Origin of the sequence: Micromonospora sp. NPDC047074, assembly GCF_040643815.1 — a bacterium.
Classification (GTDB): Bacteria; Actinomycetota; Actinomycetes; order Mycobacteriales; family Micromonosporaceae; genus Micromonospora.
Genome location: NZ_JBEYVB010000018.1, coordinates 1 through 18994, shown reverse-complemented (window position 1 = coordinate 18994; position 18994 = coordinate 1). Strand labels below are relative to the sequence as shown.

At 74.1% G+C, this 18994-nt stretch carries 16 protein-coding genes; 9 read left to right on the top strand and 7 right to left on the bottom strand.

Annotation, left to right across the window (positions count from 1 at the left end; genetic code table 11):
• The first annotated feature begins 87 nt into the window (after nt 1-87).
• From ABZ809_RS21295 to ABZ809_RS21255, 9 genes are all read left to right on the top strand, one after another.
• Complete coding sequence (locus tag ABZ809_RS21295; protein ID WP_357564304.1) at nt 88-1485, top strand: extracellular solute-binding protein; 1398 nt, start codon at nt 88-90, stop codon at nt 1483-1485.
• Entirely contained in the window at nt 1460-2407 is a 948-nt protein-coding gene (locus tag ABZ809_RS21290; RefSeq protein WP_357564303.1) for a sugar ABC transporter permease, read from the top strand. The genes ABZ809_RS21295 and ABZ809_RS21290 overlap by 26 nt, the downstream gene beginning before the upstream one ends.
• Complete coding sequence (locus ABZ809_RS21285) at nt 2404-3285, top strand: carbohydrate ABC transporter permease (protein ID WP_357564302.1); 882 nt, start codon at nt 2404-2406, stop codon at nt 3283-3285. The genes ABZ809_RS21290 and ABZ809_RS21285 overlap by 4 nt, the downstream gene beginning before the upstream one ends.
• Nucleotides 3285-4496 carry an ABC transporter ATP-binding protein gene (locus ABZ809_RS21280; protein WP_357564301.1) on the top strand — a complete coding sequence of 404 codons (1212 nt, stop codon included), beginning with the start codon at nt 3285-3287 and terminating at the stop codon, nt 4494-4496. Before ABZ809_RS21285 ends, ABZ809_RS21280 begins: the two co-directional genes overlap by 1 nt.
• On the top strand, nt 4493-5707 hold the full coding sequence (locus tag ABZ809_RS21275; protein ID WP_357564300.1) for a CehA/McbA family metallohydrolase: 1215 nt from the start codon (nt 4493-4495) through the stop codon (nt 5705-5707). Before ABZ809_RS21280 ends, ABZ809_RS21275 begins: the two co-directional genes overlap by 4 nt.
• Complete coding sequence (locus ABZ809_RS21270) at nt 5698-6609, top strand: sugar phosphate isomerase/epimerase (protein WP_357564299.1); 912 nt, start codon at nt 5698-5700, stop codon at nt 6607-6609. Before ABZ809_RS21275 ends, ABZ809_RS21270 begins: the two co-directional genes overlap by 10 nt.
• Nucleotides 6606-7751, top strand: coding sequence for a Gfo/Idh/MocA family oxidoreductase (locus ABZ809_RS21265; protein ID WP_357564298.1), 1146 nt, complete (start codon nt 6606-6608; stop codon nt 7749-7751). The genes ABZ809_RS21270 and ABZ809_RS21265 overlap by 4 nt, the downstream gene beginning before the upstream one ends.
• A complete protein-coding gene (locus ABZ809_RS21260) occupies nt 7751-10498 on the top strand; it encodes a hypothetical protein (RefSeq protein WP_357564297.1) in 2748 nt (915 codons plus the stop codon). The genes ABZ809_RS21265 and ABZ809_RS21260 overlap by 1 nt, the downstream gene beginning before the upstream one ends.
• Before the next feature lie 113 nt (nt 10499-10611).
• Nucleotides 10612-10920: a hypothetical protein gene (locus ABZ809_RS21255; RefSeq protein WP_357564296.1), complete on the top strand. Its 309-nt coding sequence runs from the start codon at nt 10612-10614 to the stop codon at nt 10918-10920.
• On the opposite strand, the gene ABZ809_RS21250 is transcribed toward ABZ809_RS21255, so the two are convergent.
• The 7 genes from ABZ809_RS21250 to ABZ809_RS21220 all read right to left on the bottom strand — a co-directional run bounded on the left by ABZ809_RS21250 (nt 10917) and on the right by ABZ809_RS21220 (nt 18875).
• Nucleotides 10917-11525 (bottom strand): hypothetical protein, encoded by a 609-nt coding sequence (locus ABZ809_RS21250; RefSeq protein ID WP_357564295.1) that lies wholly within the window; start codon nt 11523-11525, stop codon nt 10917-10919. The genes ABZ809_RS21255 and ABZ809_RS21250 overlap by 4 nt on opposite strands.
• 11 nt (nt 11526-11536) lie before the next feature.
• Entirely contained in the window at nt 11537-11962 is a 426-nt protein-coding gene (locus tag ABZ809_RS21245; protein ID WP_357564294.1) for an MmcQ/YjbR family DNA-binding protein, read from the bottom strand.
• Nucleotides 11959-12639 carry an SMI1/KNR4 family protein gene (locus ABZ809_RS21240; RefSeq protein WP_357564293.1) on the bottom strand — a complete coding sequence of 227 codons (681 nt, stop codon included), beginning with the start codon at nt 12637-12639 and terminating at the stop codon, nt 11959-11961. The genes ABZ809_RS21245 and ABZ809_RS21240 overlap by 4 nt, the downstream gene beginning before the upstream one ends.
• 96 nt (nt 12640-12735) lie before the next feature.
• Nucleotides 12736-15156, bottom strand: a complete 2421-nt coding sequence (locus ABZ809_RS21235; RefSeq protein ID WP_357564292.1) for a carbohydrate-binding module family 20 domain-containing protein — start codon at nt 15154-15156, stop codon at nt 12736-12738.
• Between the two features lie 273 nt (nt 15157-15429).
• Nucleotides 15430-16359 (bottom strand): ROK family protein, encoded by a 930-nt coding sequence (locus ABZ809_RS21230; protein WP_357564291.1) that lies wholly within the window; start codon nt 16357-16359, stop codon nt 15430-15432.
• 40 nt (nt 16360-16399) lie between these two features.
• Entirely contained in the window at nt 16400-17857 is a 1458-nt protein-coding gene (locus ABZ809_RS21225; RefSeq protein WP_357564290.1) for a lyase family protein, read from the bottom strand.
• A gap of 64 nt (nt 17858-17921) precedes the next feature.
• Nucleotides 17922-18875, bottom strand: a complete 954-nt coding sequence (locus tag ABZ809_RS21220) for an amidohydrolase family protein (protein ID WP_357564289.1) — start codon at nt 18873-18875, stop codon at nt 17922-17924.
• Nucleotides 18876-18994: the final 119 nt, after the last annotated feature.

Sequence of the window (18994 nt, the reverse complement as noted above, 5' to 3'; positions counted from 1 at the left end):
CCGCAAGCACCGCCGGCAGCGGACGTGCGGCCGGCGGGCGACCCCGCGAGTCTCTTCGAAGTCTCTCCTTGCGAAGGGAAACAGCCCATGTCAGCCAGACCGAGACACGCGGCGGGCGTGCTCGCCGCGCTCACCGCCGTCGCCCTCACCGCCACGGCCTGCGGCGGCTCGGACGAGCCCGCCGGCAAGGACGCCAAGAACATCACCCTCACCATCTCCGCCAACGCCATCGCCGGCGGCAAGAACGCCGCCGGGGCGGAGTGGATCGAGAAGTGGGTCATCCCCCGGTTCGTCGAGGCCCAGAAGGCCAAGGGCGTCACCGCCAAGGTGTCGTTCGTGCCCAGCGGCGTCGACGACGAGCAGTACAAGACCAAGCTCGCCCTCGACCTGCGGTCCAAGGGCGGCGCCGACGTCATCGCCGTGGACGGCATCTGGGTCGGCGAGTTCGTCCAGGCCGGATACCTCAAGCCGCTGTCGGACGTGGCCGGCGCCGAGGTGGACTCCTGGGAGGGCTGGTCGCAGATCCCCGAGACCGTGCAGGGCCTCGGGTCCTTCGAGGACAAGCGGTACGGCATCCCGCTCGGCACCGACGGCCGCGTCCTCTACTACAACAAGAAGCTCTTCGCGCAGGCCGGGCTGCCCGCCGAGTGGCAGCCGAAGAGCTGGCAGGAGATCCTCGACGCCGGCGCCAAGCTCAAGGCGCTGCCCGGGGTGACCCCGATCCAGCTCAACGCCGGCACGGCGATGGGCGAGGCGACGTCGATGCAGGGCGCGCTGCCGCTGCTGGCCGGTGCCGGTGGTGAGATCTTCGCCGACGGCAAGTGGGCCGGCGCCAGCCAGCCGGTGCGCGACACCCTCGACCTCTACGCCAAGATCTACGGTGGCGGGCTGGGCGACCCCAAGCTCCAGCAGGAGGCGAAGGGGCGCGACAAGTCGTTCCAGGAGTTCGCCGCCGGCAAGATCGGCATTCTCGCCGAGGGCGACTACTTCTGGCGCAGCGTCGTGCACCCCAAGGACGGCATCGCCAAGATGGCCGACCGGGACACCACCGTCGGGTACGCGCTGATCCCCGCCAAGCAGCCGGGCGCCGGCATCCGCGGGCAGGACTTCGTCAGCATGTCCGGCGGCGGCGTACGGGTGCTGAACCCCAACTCCAAGTACCCGTCCCAGGCGTTCGAGCTGCTGGCGTTCATGCACTCGGCGGAGGCGGTCAAGGCCGAACTCGCGGGCGCCGCCCGGATCACCGCCCGCACGGACGTCAACAAGGAGGTCCTCGCCGGCGACCCGATGCTCAACTTCGTCGCCGAGAAGGTGCTGCCGATCACCGCGTACCGGCCGCCGCTGGCGGTCTACCCGCAGGTCTCCGTGGCACTCCAGGAGGCCACCGCCGACGCGGCGTCGGGCAAGGGCGCGGACGCGGCGGCCACGGCGTACCAGAAGAAGGTCGAAGGGTTCGTCGGTGGTCCAGGCAACGTCATCTCCTGACGAGGTGGTCGAGGGGGCGCGCCCGGTCACGGGCGCCTCCCCGGCCCCCGACGCCGCCGGGCTCGGCCGGGCCCGGGCGGCCGGATTCCTCGTCCCCGCCATGGTGCTGATCCTGGTCTTCCTCGTGGTGCCGGCCGCCTGGACGCTCTACCTGGGCGTCACCAACTACCGGCTGACCGGCCTCGCCGCCGCCCACCCGGAGATCGTCGGCCTCGACAACTACACCCGGGCGCTGGGCGACGAACGGTTCCGCACCTCCCTCGTGCTGACCCTCCAGTTCGTCCTCGGCTCGGCGGTCATCGGCCAGGCCGGGCTGGGCTTCGCCATCGCCTTCGCGCTGCGCGACCGCCGTGGCCCGCTGCGCCGGCTGGTCGAGGGATTCGTGCTGCTGTCCTGGATCCTGCCCAGCTCGGTGGTCGCCTTCCTGTGGATCGCCCTGCTCGACCGCGACGGCGGCACGCTCAACGCGATGCTCGGCATCCCTGGGATGGCCTGGCTGCTCGACTACCCGATGCTGTCGATCATCATCTTCAACACCTGGCGGGGCACCGCGTTCTCGATGATGCTCTACGCCGCCGCGCTGGAGAACGTGCCCCGTTCGCACCTGGAGACCGCCCGGCTGGCCGGCGCGTCCACCTGGCAGCAGTTGCGCGACGTGGTCTTCCCCCGGATCCGGGGGCACGTGCTGACCAACCTGCTGCTGATCAGCCTGTGGACGTTCAACGACTTCGCGCCGTTCCTGATCACCGCCGGCGGCCCCGAGCAGCGCTCCGAGATCCTGCCGGTCTACGTCTACAAGGTGGCGCTCTCCGGCGGCGAACTGGGCTTCGGCGCCGCGATCTCGTTCATCATGCTGCTGATCAACCTGGTCATCGCGCTGGTCTACCTGCGCATGCTGGGCCGGCGGAAGGAGCCGGCGTGACCACCACCGCCGCGAGGCCCGCGCCCACCACCGACCCGGCCGGCGAGCGGCCCGCCGTCGCGGTACGCCACATGCTGGCCCGGATCGGCCGCTACACCTTCCTCTGCGCCGTCCTCGGGTTCTTCGCGCTGCCGCTGCTGTGGCTCGCGACGGCACCCTTCGACGACACCCCGACCATCGCCGCGTCGCTGCCGCAGTTCACCCTCGACAACTTCCGCGCCCTGCTGGACAACCCGTACGCGCTGAAGTCGCTGCTCAACTCCGTCTACCTGGCCGGCGGCACCGCGGCGCTGGTGGTCACGTTCGCGGCGCTGGCCGCGTACGCGCTGAGCCGGGTCCGGGTGCCAGGGCGCGACGCGCTGCTCTACGGGCTGCTGCTGCTGTCGTCGATCGTGACCGGCACGGCCACCATGGTGCCCCTGTTCGAGCTGGCCTTCCGGCTCAACCTGATCGACTCCCGGCTCGGCGTCATCCTGATCCTCAGCGGCGGCCTGCTGCCCGCGGCGATCTTCATCCTCAAGGACTTCATGGACTCCACCCCGACGTCCTACGAGGAGTCGGCGCGGGTCTTCGGCGCCAGCCCGTTGCAGATCATGTGGCACATCGTGGTGCCGGTGGTGCGCCCCGGCCTGGCCACCGTCGGCGTGTGGGCGGTCGCCAACGTCTGGGGCAACTTCCTGGTGCCGTTCCTGCTGCTGCGCGGCCCCGAGAAGGCGCCCGCCGCGGTGATCATGTACACCCTCTACACCGAGGGCGGGCAGGCCGACCTGCGGCTGCTCTCCACCTTCTCGCTGCTCTACTCGCTGCCGGTGGCGCTCATGTTCGTCTTCGTCAGCAGCCGGTACGGATTCCGCTTCCACGGAGGGATCAAGCGCTGATGTCCGCCATCACGATGCGCGAGCTGACCAAGGTCTACCCCGGCGGGGTGCGGGCCCTGGACGCCCTCGACCTGGAGATCGCCGACGGCGAGTTCTTCGCCCTGCTGGGCCCGTCCGGCTGCGGAAAGACCACCCTGCTGCGCACCATCGCCGGGCTGGAGGTCTCCTCCGGCGGCAGCGTACGCATCGGCGACCGCGACGTCACCAACCTGCCGCCGGGCAAGCGGGACGTGGCGATGGTCTTCCAGGACTACGCGCTCTTCCCGCACATGACCGTGCAGGAGAACATCGCCTACCCGCTGCGGATCAAGAAGGTGGACCGCCGCAGCCGGGCCGGGAAGGCCGCCGAGACCGCCGACGAGCTGGGCCTGTCGGCGCTGTTGGAGCGGCGCCCCGGGCAGCTCTCGGGCGGCCAGCAGCAGCGCGTGGCGCTCGCCCGGGCGATGGCCTGCCACCCGCAGGTGTTCCTGCTCGACGAGCCATTGTCCAACCTGGACGCCCGGCTGCGGCTGGAGGCGCGGACCTTCCTCAAGCGGCTGCAACGCGAACTCGGCGTCACCACCGTCTTCGTCACCCACGACCAGGCCGAGGCGCTGGCCCTCGCGGACCGGATCGCCGTGATGGAGGGCGGCCGGATCCGCCAGGTCGGCACGCCCACCGAGGTGTTCCGCCGCCCGGCCAACACCTTCGTCGCCGGGTTCATCGGCTCCACCCCGATGAACCTGGTCGCCGCCACGGTCCGGGGCGGGGAACTGGCCGTGGCGGGCGCGCGGCTGCCCCTGCCCGAGGGCACCGACGGCCAGGTCACGGACGGGGAGAGCCTCGTCTACGGCGTCCGCCCCGAATACCTCGACTACTCCCCCGCCCCGGTCGACGGCGCGCTGACCGGGCAGGTCGTCGTCGTGGAGAACCTGGGCAGCTTCTCGCTGGTCTCCCTGGACATGGCGCAGGCGACCGACCCGAGCGACGGTGACGACGCGACAGCCCCGAGATCCGGTGCGGACGCGACCGGCGGTGCCGGCGACGACCCGGCCGGGCCGGGGACCAGCCTCCAGGTCGTCGTGCCCGAGGGCGGCGAACCGGAGCCGGGCGAGACCGGCTGGGTGGTGCCCCGTCCGGGCCGGTCCCTGCTCTACCGCGACGGGAACCTGGTCACCGCCGCCGCGACCACCGCACCGGCCCCCCGCGCCGGCGCCGTCCTCGGGGGATGACGGTGGTCACGCACCGGGGCAGGTGGACGCTGCGGGACCGCGCCGACGACGTGCTGCGGGCCCTGCCGGTCACCGTCGCGCCCGGCACGGCCGCGCTCACCGTACGGCTCGACTACCCGCGGCAGGCCGGGGTGCTGGACCTCGGCTGCCTCGGGCCGGACGGCTTCCGGGGCTGGTCGGGCGGCGCCCGCGACAGCTACACCGTGGCCGCCGACTGGGCCACCCCCGGATACCTGCCGGGCGAGCTGGAACCCGGCGAGTGGCAGGTGCTGCTGCGGCTGCACCGGATCCCGCCCGACGGGCTGGACTACGAGGTCACCGCCACCACCAGCACCACCGTGCCACCGGCGCCCGAGACGGCGGCGGCCCCGCCGCGCCCCGACCGGCCGCCCCGCCGGGACCTCCCCGACGTCGACGGCCGGCGGTGGCTCGCCGGTGACCTGCACGCGCACACCGTGCACAGCGACGGCGCGCTCACCATCGACGAGCTGGCCGCGCTCGCCGCCAGCCGGGGGCTGGACTTCCTCGCCGTGACCGACCACAACACCGTCAGCCACCACCCGTGGCTGCCGGCCGCCTCGGCCCGCTACGGTGTGACGCTGCTGCCCGGCCAGGAGGTGACCACCGACCGGGGTCACGCCAACGTGTTCGGCCCCGTGGGCTGGGTCGACTTCCGCCGGCCGCCCGACGAGTGGCAGGCCACGGCGGAACGGGCCGGCGGGCTGATGTCGGTCAACCACCCGCTGGCCGCCGACTGCGCGTGGCGCCAGCCGCTGACGGCCCGTACCCGCCTCGTGGAGGTGTGGCACTCCGGCTGGTGGGACCGCACCTGGGGCGCCCCGCTGGCCTGGGTGCGGGCGTGGCGGCCGGACGTCGTACCGGTCGGCGGCAGCGACTTCCACCACCACGACGCCGACGCGCTCCCCGGCGCCCCCACGACCTGGCTGCTCGCCGACGGCGACGGCCCGCCCGAGGCCGCCGCGCTGGACGCGCTGCGCGGCGGCCGGACCGCCGTCTCCGCCGACCGCGACGGGCCGCTGCTGCTGCGGCTCGGCGACGAGCTGCTGGCCCTCGACGCCGACGGCACGCTGCTGGCCTATCCCGACGGGCGGCACCGGCTGGTACGCGGCGACCGGTGCCTGCTGCCGGCCGGCGACGGGCTGCACGTCCTGGAGTCCCACCGCATGGAGGTGATCGCACTGTGCAGCTGACCGGACGCACCCGGGTGGCCGGCGCACCCGTCAACTACGGCATCTACCAGGCCGCCGGCGCGCCCGTCGGGCCCGACGAGCTGCTCGCGGACCTGGCCCGCGACGGGTACGCCGGGATCGACTTCGGGCCGGTGGGCTATCTCGGCACCGGTGCGGCCCTGACCCGGCGGCTGGCCGACGCGGGCCTCGGGCTCGCCGGCGGCTGGGTGGACCTGCGCTTCGCCGACCCGGCCGGGTTCGCCGAGGACCTGGCCCCGCTCGACGCGGCGCTGGAGGTGTTCGCCGCCGTGCCGGTGGACGATCCCCGGTTCGCGCCCCGGCCGACGCTGGCCTGCCCCGCCAACCCGGCCCGGATGGCCCGCCCGGGTGTCCCGCCTTCCCCGGAGCTGGCGCTGCCCGCCGCGGCCTGGCCGGCCTTCGCCGCCCGGGTGCAGCAGGCCGCCGACAGGTGCCGCGAGCACGGCCTGGAGCCGGTGTTCCACTACCACCTGGGCACCGACGTCGAGACCGAGGCGGAGGCCGACCGGCTGCTGGAGCTGACCGACATCTCGGTCTGCCTGGACACCGGGCACCTGCTGCTGGCCGGCGGCGACCCGGTCGCGGCGGTCCGCCGGTGGGCCGGGCGGATCGGCCAGGTGCACCTGAAGGACGCCGACCTCGCCGTCCACCACCGGGTGCGGGCGGCCGGCGGCGGCCTCACCGACGTGGTGGCCGCCGGCGGCTTCTGTCCGCTCGGCGCGGGCGACGTCGACCTGCCCGGGGTGCTCGCCGGCCTCGACGCCGCCGGCTACACCGGGTGGCTGCTCATCGAGCAGGACGCGCCCGCTACCGACCGGGACCTCGACCGGATCCGCGCCGACCAGTCGGCCAACCACCGGTGGCTCGCCGAGGCGCTGCGATGAGCGGGCCGACGAAGCGGATCAGGATCGCGGTGGCCGGGCTGGGCATCATCGCCCACACGGCGCACCTGCCGCTGCTGCGCCGGCGCGCGGACCTGTTCGACATCGTCGCGCTGGCCGACCTGTCGCCGTCGCGGCTGGCCGGGGCGGGCGAGCACTACGGCGTCGGCCCGCAGCGCCGGTACGCCGACGCGGCCCGGATGGTGACCGACGGTGGCTGCGACGCGGTGCTGCTGGCGACCTCCGGCTCGCACGGCGACCTCGCCGCGCTGGCGCTGCGGGCGGGCGTGCCGGTGCTGTGCGAGAAGCCGCTCGCCGTCACCCTCGCCGAGACGACCCGGCTCGCCGAGCTGGGTGCCGGGGACGCGGCCCTCATGGTCGGCTACATGAAGCAGTACGACCCGGCGGTGGCGGAGGCGGCGCGGCTGCTGGCGGAACTCGGCGGGCCGGAACGGGTGCACGCGGTCGAGGTGACCGTGCTGCACGCCGGCGGTGACCGGCAGCTCAGCTTCGCCAACCTGTCCCCGGCCCCGGCCGACGTGCCGCCCGACGAGGCGGCCCGGCTCTCCGGTGCCGGCGCGCGCCTGCTCGACGCGGCCGTGGGCGCCGATCCCGGCGCCCGCACCCTCTACCAGATCCTGATCAACAGCATCTCGCACGACCTGTCGCTGCTGCGGCTGTTCACCGGCGCACCGGCCACCGTGGAGCACGTCGCGACCTGGCCGCTCGCCCCGGACGGCCCGGTCGAGCCGTCGGTGGAGATCAGCGGCCGGCTGCCCGGCGGCACCCGGTACGGCATCCGGTGGCTCAACCTGCCCGAGTACCCGGCCTACCGGGAGACGGTCACCCTGCACCACGCGCGCGGGTCGCTGGAGCTGGCGTTCCCGTCGCCGTACCTGATGAACGCGCCCACGACGCTGACCGTGGTGGACTACCACGCCGGCGGCGAGCGGCGGGCGGCGTACCGGTCGGTGACCGAGGCGTTCGAGCAGGAACTGGTCGCGTTCCACGCCATGGTCACCGAGGGCGCGGCGCCGCTGACCGGCATCGCCGGGGGCGCGACCGATCTGAGGACCAGCCAACAGGTGGTACGCCGCTACGGTGAGCTGACCGGGGCGGTTGTCGGCGGAGAGGCGGCGGGCTGATGACACGACCGACCGAGATCATCGTGGTGCCACACACCCACTGGGACCGGGAGTGGTACGAGCCGTTCCAGCGGTTCCGCCTGCGGCTGGTGGCGCTGCTCGACGAGGTGTTCGACCGGATGGAGGGCGACCCGCGCCAACGGTTCACCCTGGACGGGCAGCTCGCCGCCGTCGACGACTACCTGGAGGTCCGCCCCGAGCGGCGGGAGCAGGTGGTCGCCCTGGTCCGCGCCGGGCGGCTGGCCGTGGGCCCGTGGCAGATCCTGCTCGACGAGTTCCTCTGCTCCGGCGAGAACATCGTGCGCAACCTCGAACGCGGGCTGGCCCGCAGTGCCGGCCTGGGCGGCGCGATGCCCGTCGGCTACCTGCCCGACATGTTCGGGCACATCGCCCAGATGCCGCAGATCCTGGCCGGCGCGGGGCTCGCCCACGCCTGCCTGTTCCGGGGCGTCCCGGAGCGGGTGCACACGCGTGCCTTCGCCTGGCAGGCGCCGGACGGCACCGCCGTACGCACCGAGTACATGCCGGGCGGCTACGGCAACGCGGCCGGCCTGATGGACGACGCCGCGCTGGTCAACCGGCGGGCCACCGACCTCGCCGACCGGCTCGGAAGGTGGCGGCCGGCCGGGGACGACACCCCGGTGCTGGCCATGTACGGCGCCGACCACGCCGCCCCGGCGCCGGAGGCGCCCGACCTGCTCGCCGCCGCCGGTGTCGACGGCACGCGGCTGCGGCTCGGCACGCTCGCCGAGTACTTCGCCACCCAGCCGGCCGACGTCGACGGGCTGCCCGTCGTGACCGGCGAGCTGCGCTCACACGCCCGGGCCAACATCCTGCCCGGCGTGATCTCCGTACGCGGCCACCTCAAGCAGGCGATGGGCCAGGCCGAACGGCGGGTCGAGCGGTACGCCGAGCCCCTCGCCGCGCTGGCGCACGACGCGTCCGTGCAGCGCTTCCTCGACATGGCCTGGACCCGGCTCATCGACGCCAGCTGCCACGACTCGGTGACCGGGTGCGGCTGCGACGAGACCGCCGAGCAGGTGTCCGCCCGGCTCGCCGAGGCCGACCAGCTCGGCCGGGCGGTCTGCGACCTCGTCGGCGCGCGGCGGGCCGCCGAAGTGCCCCGCGACGGCTACCTGGTGTTCAACCCCACCCCGGCGCCCCGCACCGCCCTGGTGCGGCTGGACGTGGAACTGCCGGCCGACGCCGGGGTGGCACTGGCCGACGCGGACGGCCGTACGGTCGCCGCGCAGGTGCTCGACCGGGACCGGACGCTGCTGGCCGACGACGTGCTGCCGGCGGCCGGCCTGCCGGCCGTCCTCGCCCGGGTGCACGGGCGCGAACTCTACGGTCAGGAGATCACCGCCTGGTCGGTGTCCACCGCCGATGCCACGCTCACCTTCGAGGTGGCCCGGCACGGCGACCCGGCCTTCGACGTCGAGGACGTCCGGCTGGCGCTGGCCGCCGCCGGGCGGCACGAGCGGTGGCGGGTGCGCATCGTCGCCGCCCCCCGGGCCACGGTCGCCGCGCTGGTGGACCTGCCCGCGCTCGGGCAGGCCGCGGTGCGGCCGGTGGCGCTGCCGCCGGCCGCCGGCCCGGTGCCCACGCCGGTCACGGTGACCGGCCGCACGGTCGACAACGGGCTGCTGCGGGTCGAGGTCGCCGAGGACGGCACGCTGCGGCTGTCCACCCCCGACGGTGTCGGCGTGGACGGGGTGGGCCGGATCGTCGACGGCGGCGACGTGGGTGACAGCTACAACTACGCCCCACCGGTCGCCGACGAGCTGGTCGACAAGCCCCGGGCGGTGCGGACCGTGGTGCGCCACGACGGGCCGCTGGTCGCCGTCCTCGACGTGGTCCGCGAGTACCGCTGGCCGTCGGGCGCCGACGTCGACGCGGGCTCGCGCGCCGTGGACCACGAACCGACCGTGGTCACCACGCGGGTCGAGGTGCGCTCCGGCGAGCGGTTCGTCCGGCTTCGGGTCGAGTTCGACAACCGCTGCGACGACCACCGGGTCCGGCTGCACCTGCCGCTGCCGTCACCGGCCGACACGTCGTACGCCGAGGGCCAGTTCGCCGTCGTGGCGCGGGGCCTGAGCGCGGAGGGCGGCGGCGGGGAGGTCCCGCTGCCCACGTTCCCGGCCTCCGGTTTCGTGGCCGCGGGCGGCCCGGACGGCTCGCTCGCCGTCCTGCTGACCCAGCCGACCGAGTACGAGCTGACCGACTCCGGCCGGGAGCTGGCGGTCACGCTGCTGCGCGCGATCGGGATGCTGTCCCGCAACCGGCACGCCCTGCGCGACGAGCCGGCCGGCCCGCAGCTCCCCACGCCCCTGGCGCAGTGCCGCGGCGTCCGCACCGTCGAGCTGGCGGTGCTGCCGTTCAACGGTGCCTGGCACGAGGCCGGGGTGCTGGCGGCCACCGAGGCGTACCGGCACGAGCCGCTGGCCTTCCCCGGCACCGCCGAGCCGACCGTCCCGCTGCCGGCCCCGGCCGTGGGGCTGGCGGTCGACGGCCCCGGAGTCGCGCTGACCAGCGTCCGGGACCGCGACGGACGCACCGAGGTCCGGCTGGTCGCGCAGACGCCCACGGACACCACCGCCGTCATCGACGCCCCCGGCCTGCGCGGGGCGTGGCGCGCGGATCTCCTCGGCCGCCCGGGTGATCCGCTGGCCGTGGCGGCCGACGGGGTCGTCCGCCTACCGATGCGGGCCTGGGAGATCGCCACGGTGCAGCTCGACCTGACCTGAGCGCGAGCCGTCCCCGGCACGCCCGCTGCGCACTCTGGAAGGCGTGCCGGGTTTCGCCTGCGTGGAAACTGGAGAAGGTGGAGATTGCACCTGCGCTCAAGGGGGATCAACTCGTGTCCGACACCACCTTCGACCGGCCCGCCGAGGTGACCGACCCGTTGCTGTGGAAGCTCGCCCTGGACGTGGCCGACGCCCACGAGCCGGACGGCGACGGCGGGTGCCACAACCTGCTCTGCGCGGGCCAGTCGTGGCCGTGTCCCGCCTGGAACAACGCCCAGCGTGCGCTGCGCATGGCCCAGGCCGAGCCCCGGCAGCCGTCGCCCGCCGCGGGGCGTGCCGACGGCCGGGGCCGCTCCGGCCTGCCCGCCGCCGGCCCGGCGCAGCGCACCCGGCCGCACCCACGGACCGCATCGGCGGCCTAGCGGTAGCGAGCGAAGATCTCCTGGACGACGGCCAGCTCGTCGCCCTCGTCGGCGTCGATCCACCAGCTGTGCTCCGTGTCCGCCACGACGGCCTCCGGGGTGAGGAAGTCCTCCCCGAAGCGGTAGGCGCCCAGGCAGTAGGCGAACCCGGACCCGATCATCGGGTCGATGCCCGTCTCGTCGCAGTGGTCCAGCAGCCCTTCGGCCACCCGCCACCGCTCGCCGTCGAACCAGAACACGCCGCAGGCCCACTGGATCGTCCGGCCGGTGGGCACATCCGTGACGTTGCCCGACCGGCTGGTCGCCGGACGGTCGCGGACCAGGCGAACCAGCTCTTCGGGGACGTCGCCGTAGAGGGCCTCCTGCCCCGCGTAGTCGTCCCAGCCCACGCTCAGGTCCGCCTCGGGATCAAGGGTCAGCAGCAGCGCCTGCCCGTCCGGCAGGAAGTGCCAGACGGTCGACTGCCCGCCGTGGTCGTCCCAGGCGAACCGCTCCGCGCCGTCGACCACCGTCGGCTTGTGGAAGGTGAGTTCGCTGATGATCGCGGCGCGCCGGCGCACCTCCCGGATGGGAGTGGCACCCAGCGCGTGCCAGGTCTCGTCCATGGGCGCCCATGCTAGCCACCGCCCCCGCCGGCAGGCCCCGGCACCTGGGCCGCCAGCTTCTTCGGGGCGAGAAGGCAGTAGCTCTCGGTGAGCAGCTCGCCGACCTCCGCCCAGTCGACACCGTCGTCGAGGACCATGCCCAGCACGTCGGCACCCCAGCCGGGTTTGTAGAACGGGTGACCGCCGGCCACCAGCGCGTGGACCTCGTCGACGGGTGACCGGAACGTCAGCACGCAGGTCGGTTCGTCGGCGGCGACGGCCCGGGCGTACGCCATCTGGTGGCCGGGGTCGACGGTGAGCACGTGGGCGAAGGTCCGCTTGCGGATCCGCCAGCGGACGCCCACCCAGGCCGGTTCCTCGTAGCTCTCCGGCAGGCCACGACAGATCGGCCGGAGGCGGTCGAGGAACTCGGGCGGCACGTCTCCGGGGGCGGTCATCCCCGCACCGTGGCCGGCTCCGCCGCCTCCGCCGCGTCCAGCCAACGCCGGTACCAGCGGGCGAAGCCCAGCGGCGTGCCGTCGTCGTCGCGCAGCGGCCGGAACCCGCCGCCGTCGGCGGTGTCGTCGGCCCACATATGGCCGCGCGCCGGGCCGCTGACCACGAGGCCCTCCCGCAGCGCGCAGCCGAGGTGGCACAGGTAGATCAGCCCGATCGAGTGCTCGGGGGTGTAGACCACCTCGTTGTAGCGCTCCCAGTAGGCGTCCTCGGCCTCGTTGAAGGCCTCGACCGTGTCGAAGTCCTCCTCGTCGGGCTGCTCGGGCAGCCCGTCGGCCGGGTTGAACGCCTCCGTGTGCGGGAAGGGCCGGGCGAGGGTGTCGCGGTCGGTGAGGTCGGCGCCGTCGCCCTCCCAGGCCCAGCGGTCGTCGAGCCGGCGCAGCGGAAAGAGCCCGTAGGCGGGCCCGGCCCCGCCCCGGCCCGCCGCGAGCAGGAACGACCGGTACTCCTCGGGCAACTCGACCCGCAGTTGCCCCTCCAACTCGGCCAACTCCTCGGCGCGCAGCGGCGGTTCCAGCGCCCACTCGTGGGCGTGGGCGCCGAAGACCTTCTCGGCGACGGGGTCGACGGCCAGTCGTGCGAGCCGCCCGGGAATGTCGGACCAGTCGGTGTGCGTCACGGCCGGCACGCTACCGGCGGGCACCGACAAGCCCGGACGCCGCCGGGCGGCCGGCCTCCGGGTGGAGGGCCGGCCGCCCGGTCGGGGCGCCGGAGGTCAGCGCCAGGTGTCGGTACGGGTGTGGGTGCCGCCCGATCCGGTGGTGAAGGTCCGGTTGCCGCCGGACTCCCAGGTGACGGAGCCGTCGGGGTTCTTCTTCAGGTACTTGTACTCGACAGCCGTGTTCGGCGGCAGGCTGACGGTCGCCCGCCAGACCGGGTAGTCGGCCGGGGAGAGCGCGACGGCGTTCGCGGGGTTCCAGCCGCCGAGGGCGGGCAGGTTGCCGACGACGTACACGTTCTGGCCGAAGCTGGTGGTGGCGGTGGCGTGGAAGGCGGCGGCGACCGGCCCGGCGGTGTCGCCGCGGAAGGTCTCGGTGACCGCGTAGCTGCCGCCGGCCGGGGTGGTGAACGCGCGGTTCGCGCCGGATTCCCAGGTCACGGTCCCGGTCGCGGTTTTCTTGATGAACTTGTACTCCACGGCGGTGGACTTGGGCAGGTCGACCACGCCGCGGTGGACCCCGCCGTCGGCGGGCAGCCGCACCGCGTTCGCCGGCGCCCAGGAGCCCAGCGCCGGGATGCTGCCGACCACGTAGACCTCCTGGCCGGCGGTCACGGTGGCGGTGACGGTGAAGGTGGTGGCGACGTCGTCACTGACGGGCCCGGGCACGTAGGTGTCCGTCCGGCTGGCCGTCCCGCCGGCCGGAGTGGTGAAGGAGCGGGCGTCGGCCTCCTGCTCGACCACGGTGGTGCCGCTCTTGGCCAGGTACCGGTAGGAGACGGCGGTGGCGGCGGGCAGGTCGACGGTCGTGGTCCAGGTGCCGGTGCCGCTGCGGGTGAGCGGCACCGAGGCGGCCGGGTCGCCGTTGCCGAGCCCGGCGGTGTTGCCGACCAGGTGCAGCGTCCGGTCGGCGGGCAGCGCGGCGGTGGCGGTGAACGTGGTGGCGACCTTGACGGCGGGGCCGCCCCGGGCGTTGGCGTGGATGGCGACGGCACCGTTGGCGGGAATGGTGACGGTGGCCCGGCCGCCCGTCACGGTGACCGTGCCGCCGGTGCAGCCGGCGGTGCCGGCCGCACCCGAGATGACGTCGCAGTACGCGCCGTCGGCCAGGCCGGTGACGAACTGGGCGGTGCTGGCGCTGCCGGAGTCGTTGATGCCGATCCACGCGCGGTCGCCGCGGTGGAAGCCGATGACGTTGCTGTTGACGGTCGTGAAGTCCGAGACGGTCCTGACGGACCGGGCGGTGTTGGCCCAGCCAACCATGCCCTTGATGCCGGTGGACTGGGTCAGGCACGTCCAGGCGCCACCGCAGACGGTGTCGGTCACGTGGCCGCTGCCGGTGGCCGGGGGCGACTGGTTGCGGTTGGACCAGGTGAAGCTGTCGTAGACCGAGGGCTTGCCGTGCGGGTACGCCAGCGCGAAGTAGTTGGCCAGGGTGTAGTCGGTGCCGTTCTTGTAGGACAGCACCACCCCGTCCCGCTCCAGGTCGTGGTTGGTGACCATGGCGAAGACGTTGGCGCTGGGCGCGTCGAGGTTCCAGCTTCCGATGTTCGCGAGGTTCGAGATCGAGCCCTGGAAGCTGGACCGCAGGCCCTTGGCGTACGCGAAGTCCAGGACGTCGCCGTTGCCGATGAACGCGCGGGCCTTGAGCGCGTCGTTCGAGGCGCCGTCGAAGATCTCCTGGGCGACGTACGGGCGCTTGTTCTCCGCGACGGTGTTGTTCAGCTTGCCGAGGATCGCCGCGAAGTCGTCCTTCTTGACGTGCTTGACCGCGTCGACGCGGAACCCGTCGACGCCCAGGCCGATCAGGTCGTTGAGGTAGGCGGCGATCTTGTTGCGGACCTGCTCCTTCTCGGTGTACAGGTCCGACAGGGCGAGCAGCTCGCAGCTGGTCACCTGGGACTCGTTGTTCCAGTCGGTGATGCCGCCGGAGGTCGGGCAGTTGTCGCCGGGGTGGTGGAAGTCGCCGTAGCCGTAGGGCACGGCCGGGTAGTCGTAGCCGGTGAACGTGGTGCCGGCGTAGCCGACGGTGCCGGCGGGGTTGTTGACGCCGGCCATGTGGTTGACGACCGCGTCGACGTAGACGCGTACGCCGGCGGCGTGGCAGGCGTTGACCATGGCGGCGAACTGCTGGCGGTTGCCGAACCGGCTCTCCAGCTTGTACGACACCGGCTGGTACACCTCGTACCAGGGGTGGACCCCGTCAGCGCTGTTGGGCAGGCTGACCGACTCCTGCGGCGGCGCGACCTGGACGGCGCCGAAGCCCGCCGGGCCGAGGTGGTTGGTGCAGGCCGCCGCGACCGAGGTCCAGTTCCACTCCCACAGGTTGGCCGTCACCTCGCTGTCGTTGAGCGCGACGGCGGCGTTGGCGGGGGCGGCGGTGGTCAGCACGGCCGGGGTGGCACCGGCCGCGACGAGCGCGGCGGCGAGGAACAGGCGGGGGACGCGGGCGCGCAGGGGTGGTGTCGATCGGGCCATGACAGGAGGACCTTCTTCCGGGACGAAGAGGCACTGGCGAGAAGGGACGGCCGTCCGGGTAGCAAAGACAATGCTCGATTGCCGGCAGGCTCTGCAATACCTTGCAGCAAACTTCTCGAAATTTCATGGCAACATTGCCGCGTGATCGCTACGGACCTGGCTCATCACCCGTAAACGCCGCGAAGCCGGCGATCCACGATGGATCGCCGGCTTCGCGGCCTGCAACTCCTTGCAATACTCGACGGCCACCCCGCGCGGGCGGCACGCCGCCGGTCACCGGGGCCTCGGCACCGCCTCCCGGGCGAGAATCACCGCGCCGAGCAGCGCGGCGTCGTCGGCGAACCGGGACAGCACCACCTCCGGCGGGTACGGCAGCACCGCCGCCAGCCGCTCCCCCAGCAGGCCACGGATCAGCGCGTTGCCGGCCACCCCGCCGACCAGCACGATCCGCTGCGGGTCCAGCAGCAGGCAGCAGGTGACCAGGTGCCGGGCCAGCTCGTCCAGTTGGGCGGTGAGGGCGTCCCGGGCCGGGCCGGGGCGCTCGGCGGCGGCGGCCAGCGCGGGCGCGGCACCCGGTATCCCGAGCGAGTCGGCGAGCCGGTCCAGCGCCCGGCCGGAGAAGCCCGCCTCCAGCATCGTGCCCGGCCACGGGCCGCCGGCCACGGCGTACCCGATCTCGCCGGCCGCACCGTGGTGCCCGGGCAGCACCGACCCGCCGACGGTGACCGCCGCCGCCACCCCGGTGCCCAGCCCGACCACCAGGCCGGGGTCGGCGTCACGCAGGGCGCCGATCCGCAGCTCGGCCAGGGCCGCCGCGTTCAGGTCGTTGTCCACCGCCACCGCCGGTACGGCCAGCCGGTCCCGGACCGCGTCGGCGAGCCGCAGCCCGTCCCAGCCGGGCACGTTCGGGGCCAGGTCGATGCCGTCGGAGCGGACCACGCCGGGCGAGGCGATCCCGGCCGCCACGACCGGCGCGCCGACCTCCCCCAGCAGCTTCGCGGCCAGCTCCAGCGCCCGGTCCAGGGCCTGCGGGGCGCCCCGCTCGGCGTGTGTCGGGACCCGCTCGCGGGCCAGCAGCCGGCCCTCGCCGTCGGCCACCCCGACCGCCATCTTGGTGCCGCCGAAGTCGATGCCGAGCAGCACCCCCGCGTCGCCGGCCGGCGACGCGGGCTGGGCGACCCGGCCGGCCAGCCGCACGCTCACCGGTCCACCCCCGCGTGCCCGGCCGCCACGCCCCGCGCGCTCACCGGGCCGCCCACTGCGCGGCGACCGCGTCCAGCGCCTCGTCGGCGCCGGCCAGGCGGTCGCGGACGGCGGCCAGCCGGCCGGCGACGGTGTCGAAGGTGCCGCGCAGCACCGCGACCTGGGCGCGCACCGCGTCCGTGCCGGGGCCGTCGACCTGGGCGCGGTCGAGCACCAGTTCCGGGCGTACGGCGGCGGCGATCAGGTCGGTGACGGCGGCGTCGTCGAGCCGCTCGGTGATTCCCTCGGCCGCCTCCCGCACGGTCTGCGCGGTCCAGGTGTCCGGTGCGCCGCCCCGGACCAGCCGGCCGACCACCGAGTGGGCGGCCCGGAAGGGCACCCCGTGCCGGGTCAGCGCGTCCGCGGCGGCGGTGGTGGTGGCGCCGGAGGCGACGATCTCCCCGGCCGACGGCGGCTCCAGCGGCTCGATCTCGGCGAGGAAGCCGCCGAGCAGGGCGAAGAACCGGTCGGTGCGGTCGTTGCTCTCCCAGAGCCGCACCTGCACGTCGGTGGTGGCGTTGTTGGAGTCCTCCCACCAGGCGGCGCCGACGTTGTTGAGCACCGAGGCGGCGTCGGCGGCGGTGGCGCCGGCCATCGAGACGAGGTGCTCCAGCACGACCGGGTTGCGCTTCTGCGGCATGATGCTGCTGCCCTGGGTGAAGTCGCCGGGCGTGGTCACCCAGCGCCAGCTCAGCCAGTCCATCAGGGTGCGGGCCAGCCGGGCGCCGGTCGCCAGGGCCTGGGCGTTGAGGGTGCCGACCCGGACGAGGTGGTCGGCGCCGGCCACCGCCTCGTACGAGTTGGTGACCAGGCCGCCGAAGCCGAGCAGCTCGGCCACCCGGGCGGGGTCGATGTCCAGGTCGGTGCCCGCGAAGGCGCAGGAGCCCAGCGGCGAGACGTTGAGGCTGTCGATCAGGTCGGCGTAGGCGACGGCCTGCCCGGCGAGGGCCTCGGCGTAGCCGGCCAGCGCGTGCCCGATGGTGGTGGGCTGGGCCGGTCGACGGTGGGTGTAGCCGGTGATCACCACGTCGGCGTACCGGTGCGCGGAGTCCAGGGCGGTCGTGCCGGCGGCGAGCACCCGGTCGAGGACGCCGAGCGCCTGGTCGCGCAGCAGCATCCGGAACACCCCGGCGTCGAGGTCGTTGCGGCTGCGGGCCATCTGCACGTCCAGCTCGGAGGTGGGGATGCCGCACGCCTGCGCCAGCCGCTTCTCCAGCAGGTAGTAGGTGTCCTCGAAGGTGCCGTCGAACTCCGGCGCACCGGCGGTGTCGGCGCGCAGTTCGGCCAGCCCGCGCAGCAGCCGGGCGCCCCGCTCGGCGGGCACCAGCCCCTGCTCGACCAGCATCACCACGTGCGCCTGGCTGGCCCGCACCATCGCCGGGAAGAGGTGCCCGACGTGGTGGTCGTAGGTCGGCCGGAGGTGGTGCCGCTGGTAGGTGGTCAGCGCGGGTGTGCTCATGACGGTTCTCTACTTCCTTCCGTGCCGGGCGCGGCGTCGTGTGCCGCACCCGGGCGTCAGCCGGTCAGTCGTCCAGGCCGAGCAGGCGCTCGGCGTTCCCGGCGAAGATCGCGCGTAGGTGGTCGTCGGGCAGCCCCAGCTCGCGGCAGATCCGCAGCTGGTCGTCGAGGTAGCGGGTGACGTAGCCACGCGGGAACCACGACGAGTCGCTGCCGTACACGATCCGGTGCGGGCCGATGGTCTCGTAGCAGCGCCGGAACAGCTCGTCGAGGGTCAACTTGTACGGCATCCAGCGCACCCACTGGTTCGACCCGGAGGTGTCGACGTGGATGTTCGGGCAGCCCCAGGCGGCGAAGAGCAGGTCCTGCACGTGCTGGACGCCGAAGTGCGGCACCACCACGGCCAGCTCCGGGAAGCGGCGGGCCATCCGGGCCAGCTCGTCCGGGCCGCCGTACCGGCCGTGGGACAGGCCGCCGGCGCTGCCGTAGTGACCGATATGGATCAGCACCGGCACGCCGAGGCGCTGGGCGGTGCCCCAGAGCGGGTCGAGGGCCTCGTCGTCGAGCGGGCCGCGCAGCAGCGGGGCGAACAGCTTCAGCCCGCGCAGGCCGCGCTCGACGACCGCGCGCTCCAGCTCGGCCGCCGCGCCCGCGCCGTACGGGTCGTGGTGGGCGAAGCCGAGCAGCAGGTCGGGGTGCCGGTCGACCACGTCGGCGACGGTGTCGTTGCCGCCGCCGGTGACGAAGACCGCCCGGCGCACGTGCACCGCGCGCAGCTCCTCGGCCCACCGGTCCGCCTCGTCCTGCCAGCGCGCGGCGGGCGGCTCCGGCTCGGGGAAGCCCCACGCCTGGCGCCACTGCCGGGCGTACGGGGCGGAACCGGCGGCGCGGACCGCCCGTTCGTGCTCGCCGCCGGGGTGCATGCCGGCGGCGTGCTCGCAGGCCTGGATCGTCTCGTCGGTGCCGATGCGGAAGTGCAGGTGGAAGTCGACCACGTCGAGGCCACGGTCCACGGTCACGACGCCTCCCCGGGCTCGGGCCCGCCGGCCGGCGCGGCCGACGTGTGAGGTCGAGCCCCTGGTCGCGGAGGCTCCCGACGACCCGGATGGCCCGGATGCTGTCGCCGCCGATGTCGAAG

Coding starts and splice junctions, on each gene's coding strand:
- ABZ809_RS21235 (WP_357564292.1), bottom strand. CDS start 15,156: ATGGCCCGATCGACACCACCCCTGCGCGCCCGCGTCCCCCGCCTGTTC.
- ABZ809_RS21265 (WP_357564298.1), top strand. CDS start 6,606: ATGAGCGGGCCGACGAAGCGGATCAGGATCGCGGTGGCCGGGCTGGGC.
- ABZ809_RS21295 (WP_357564304.1), top strand. CDS start 88: ATGTCAGCCAGACCGAGACACGCGGCGGGCGTGCTCGCCGCGCTCACC.
- ABZ809_RS21245 (WP_357564294.1), bottom strand. CDS start 11,962: ATGACCGCCCCCGGAGACGTGCCGCCCGAGTTCCTCGACCGCCTCCGG.
- ABZ809_RS21250 (WP_357564295.1), bottom strand. CDS start 11,525: ATGGACGAGACCTGGCACGCGCTGGGTGCCACTCCCATCCGGGAGGTG.
- ABZ809_RS21280 (WP_357564301.1), top strand. CDS start 3,285: ATGTCCGCCATCACGATGCGCGAGCTGACCAAGGTCTACCCCGGCGGG.
- ABZ809_RS21275 (WP_357564300.1), top strand. CDS start 4,493: ATGACGGTGGTCACGCACCGGGGCAGGTGGACGCTGCGGGACCGCGCC.
- ABZ809_RS21225 (WP_357564290.1), bottom strand. CDS start 17,857: ATGAGCACACCCGCGCTGACCACCTACCAGCGGCACCACCTCCGGCCG.
- ABZ809_RS21260 (WP_357564297.1), top strand. CDS start 7,751: ATGACACGACCGACCGAGATCATCGTGGTGCCACACACCCACTGGGAC.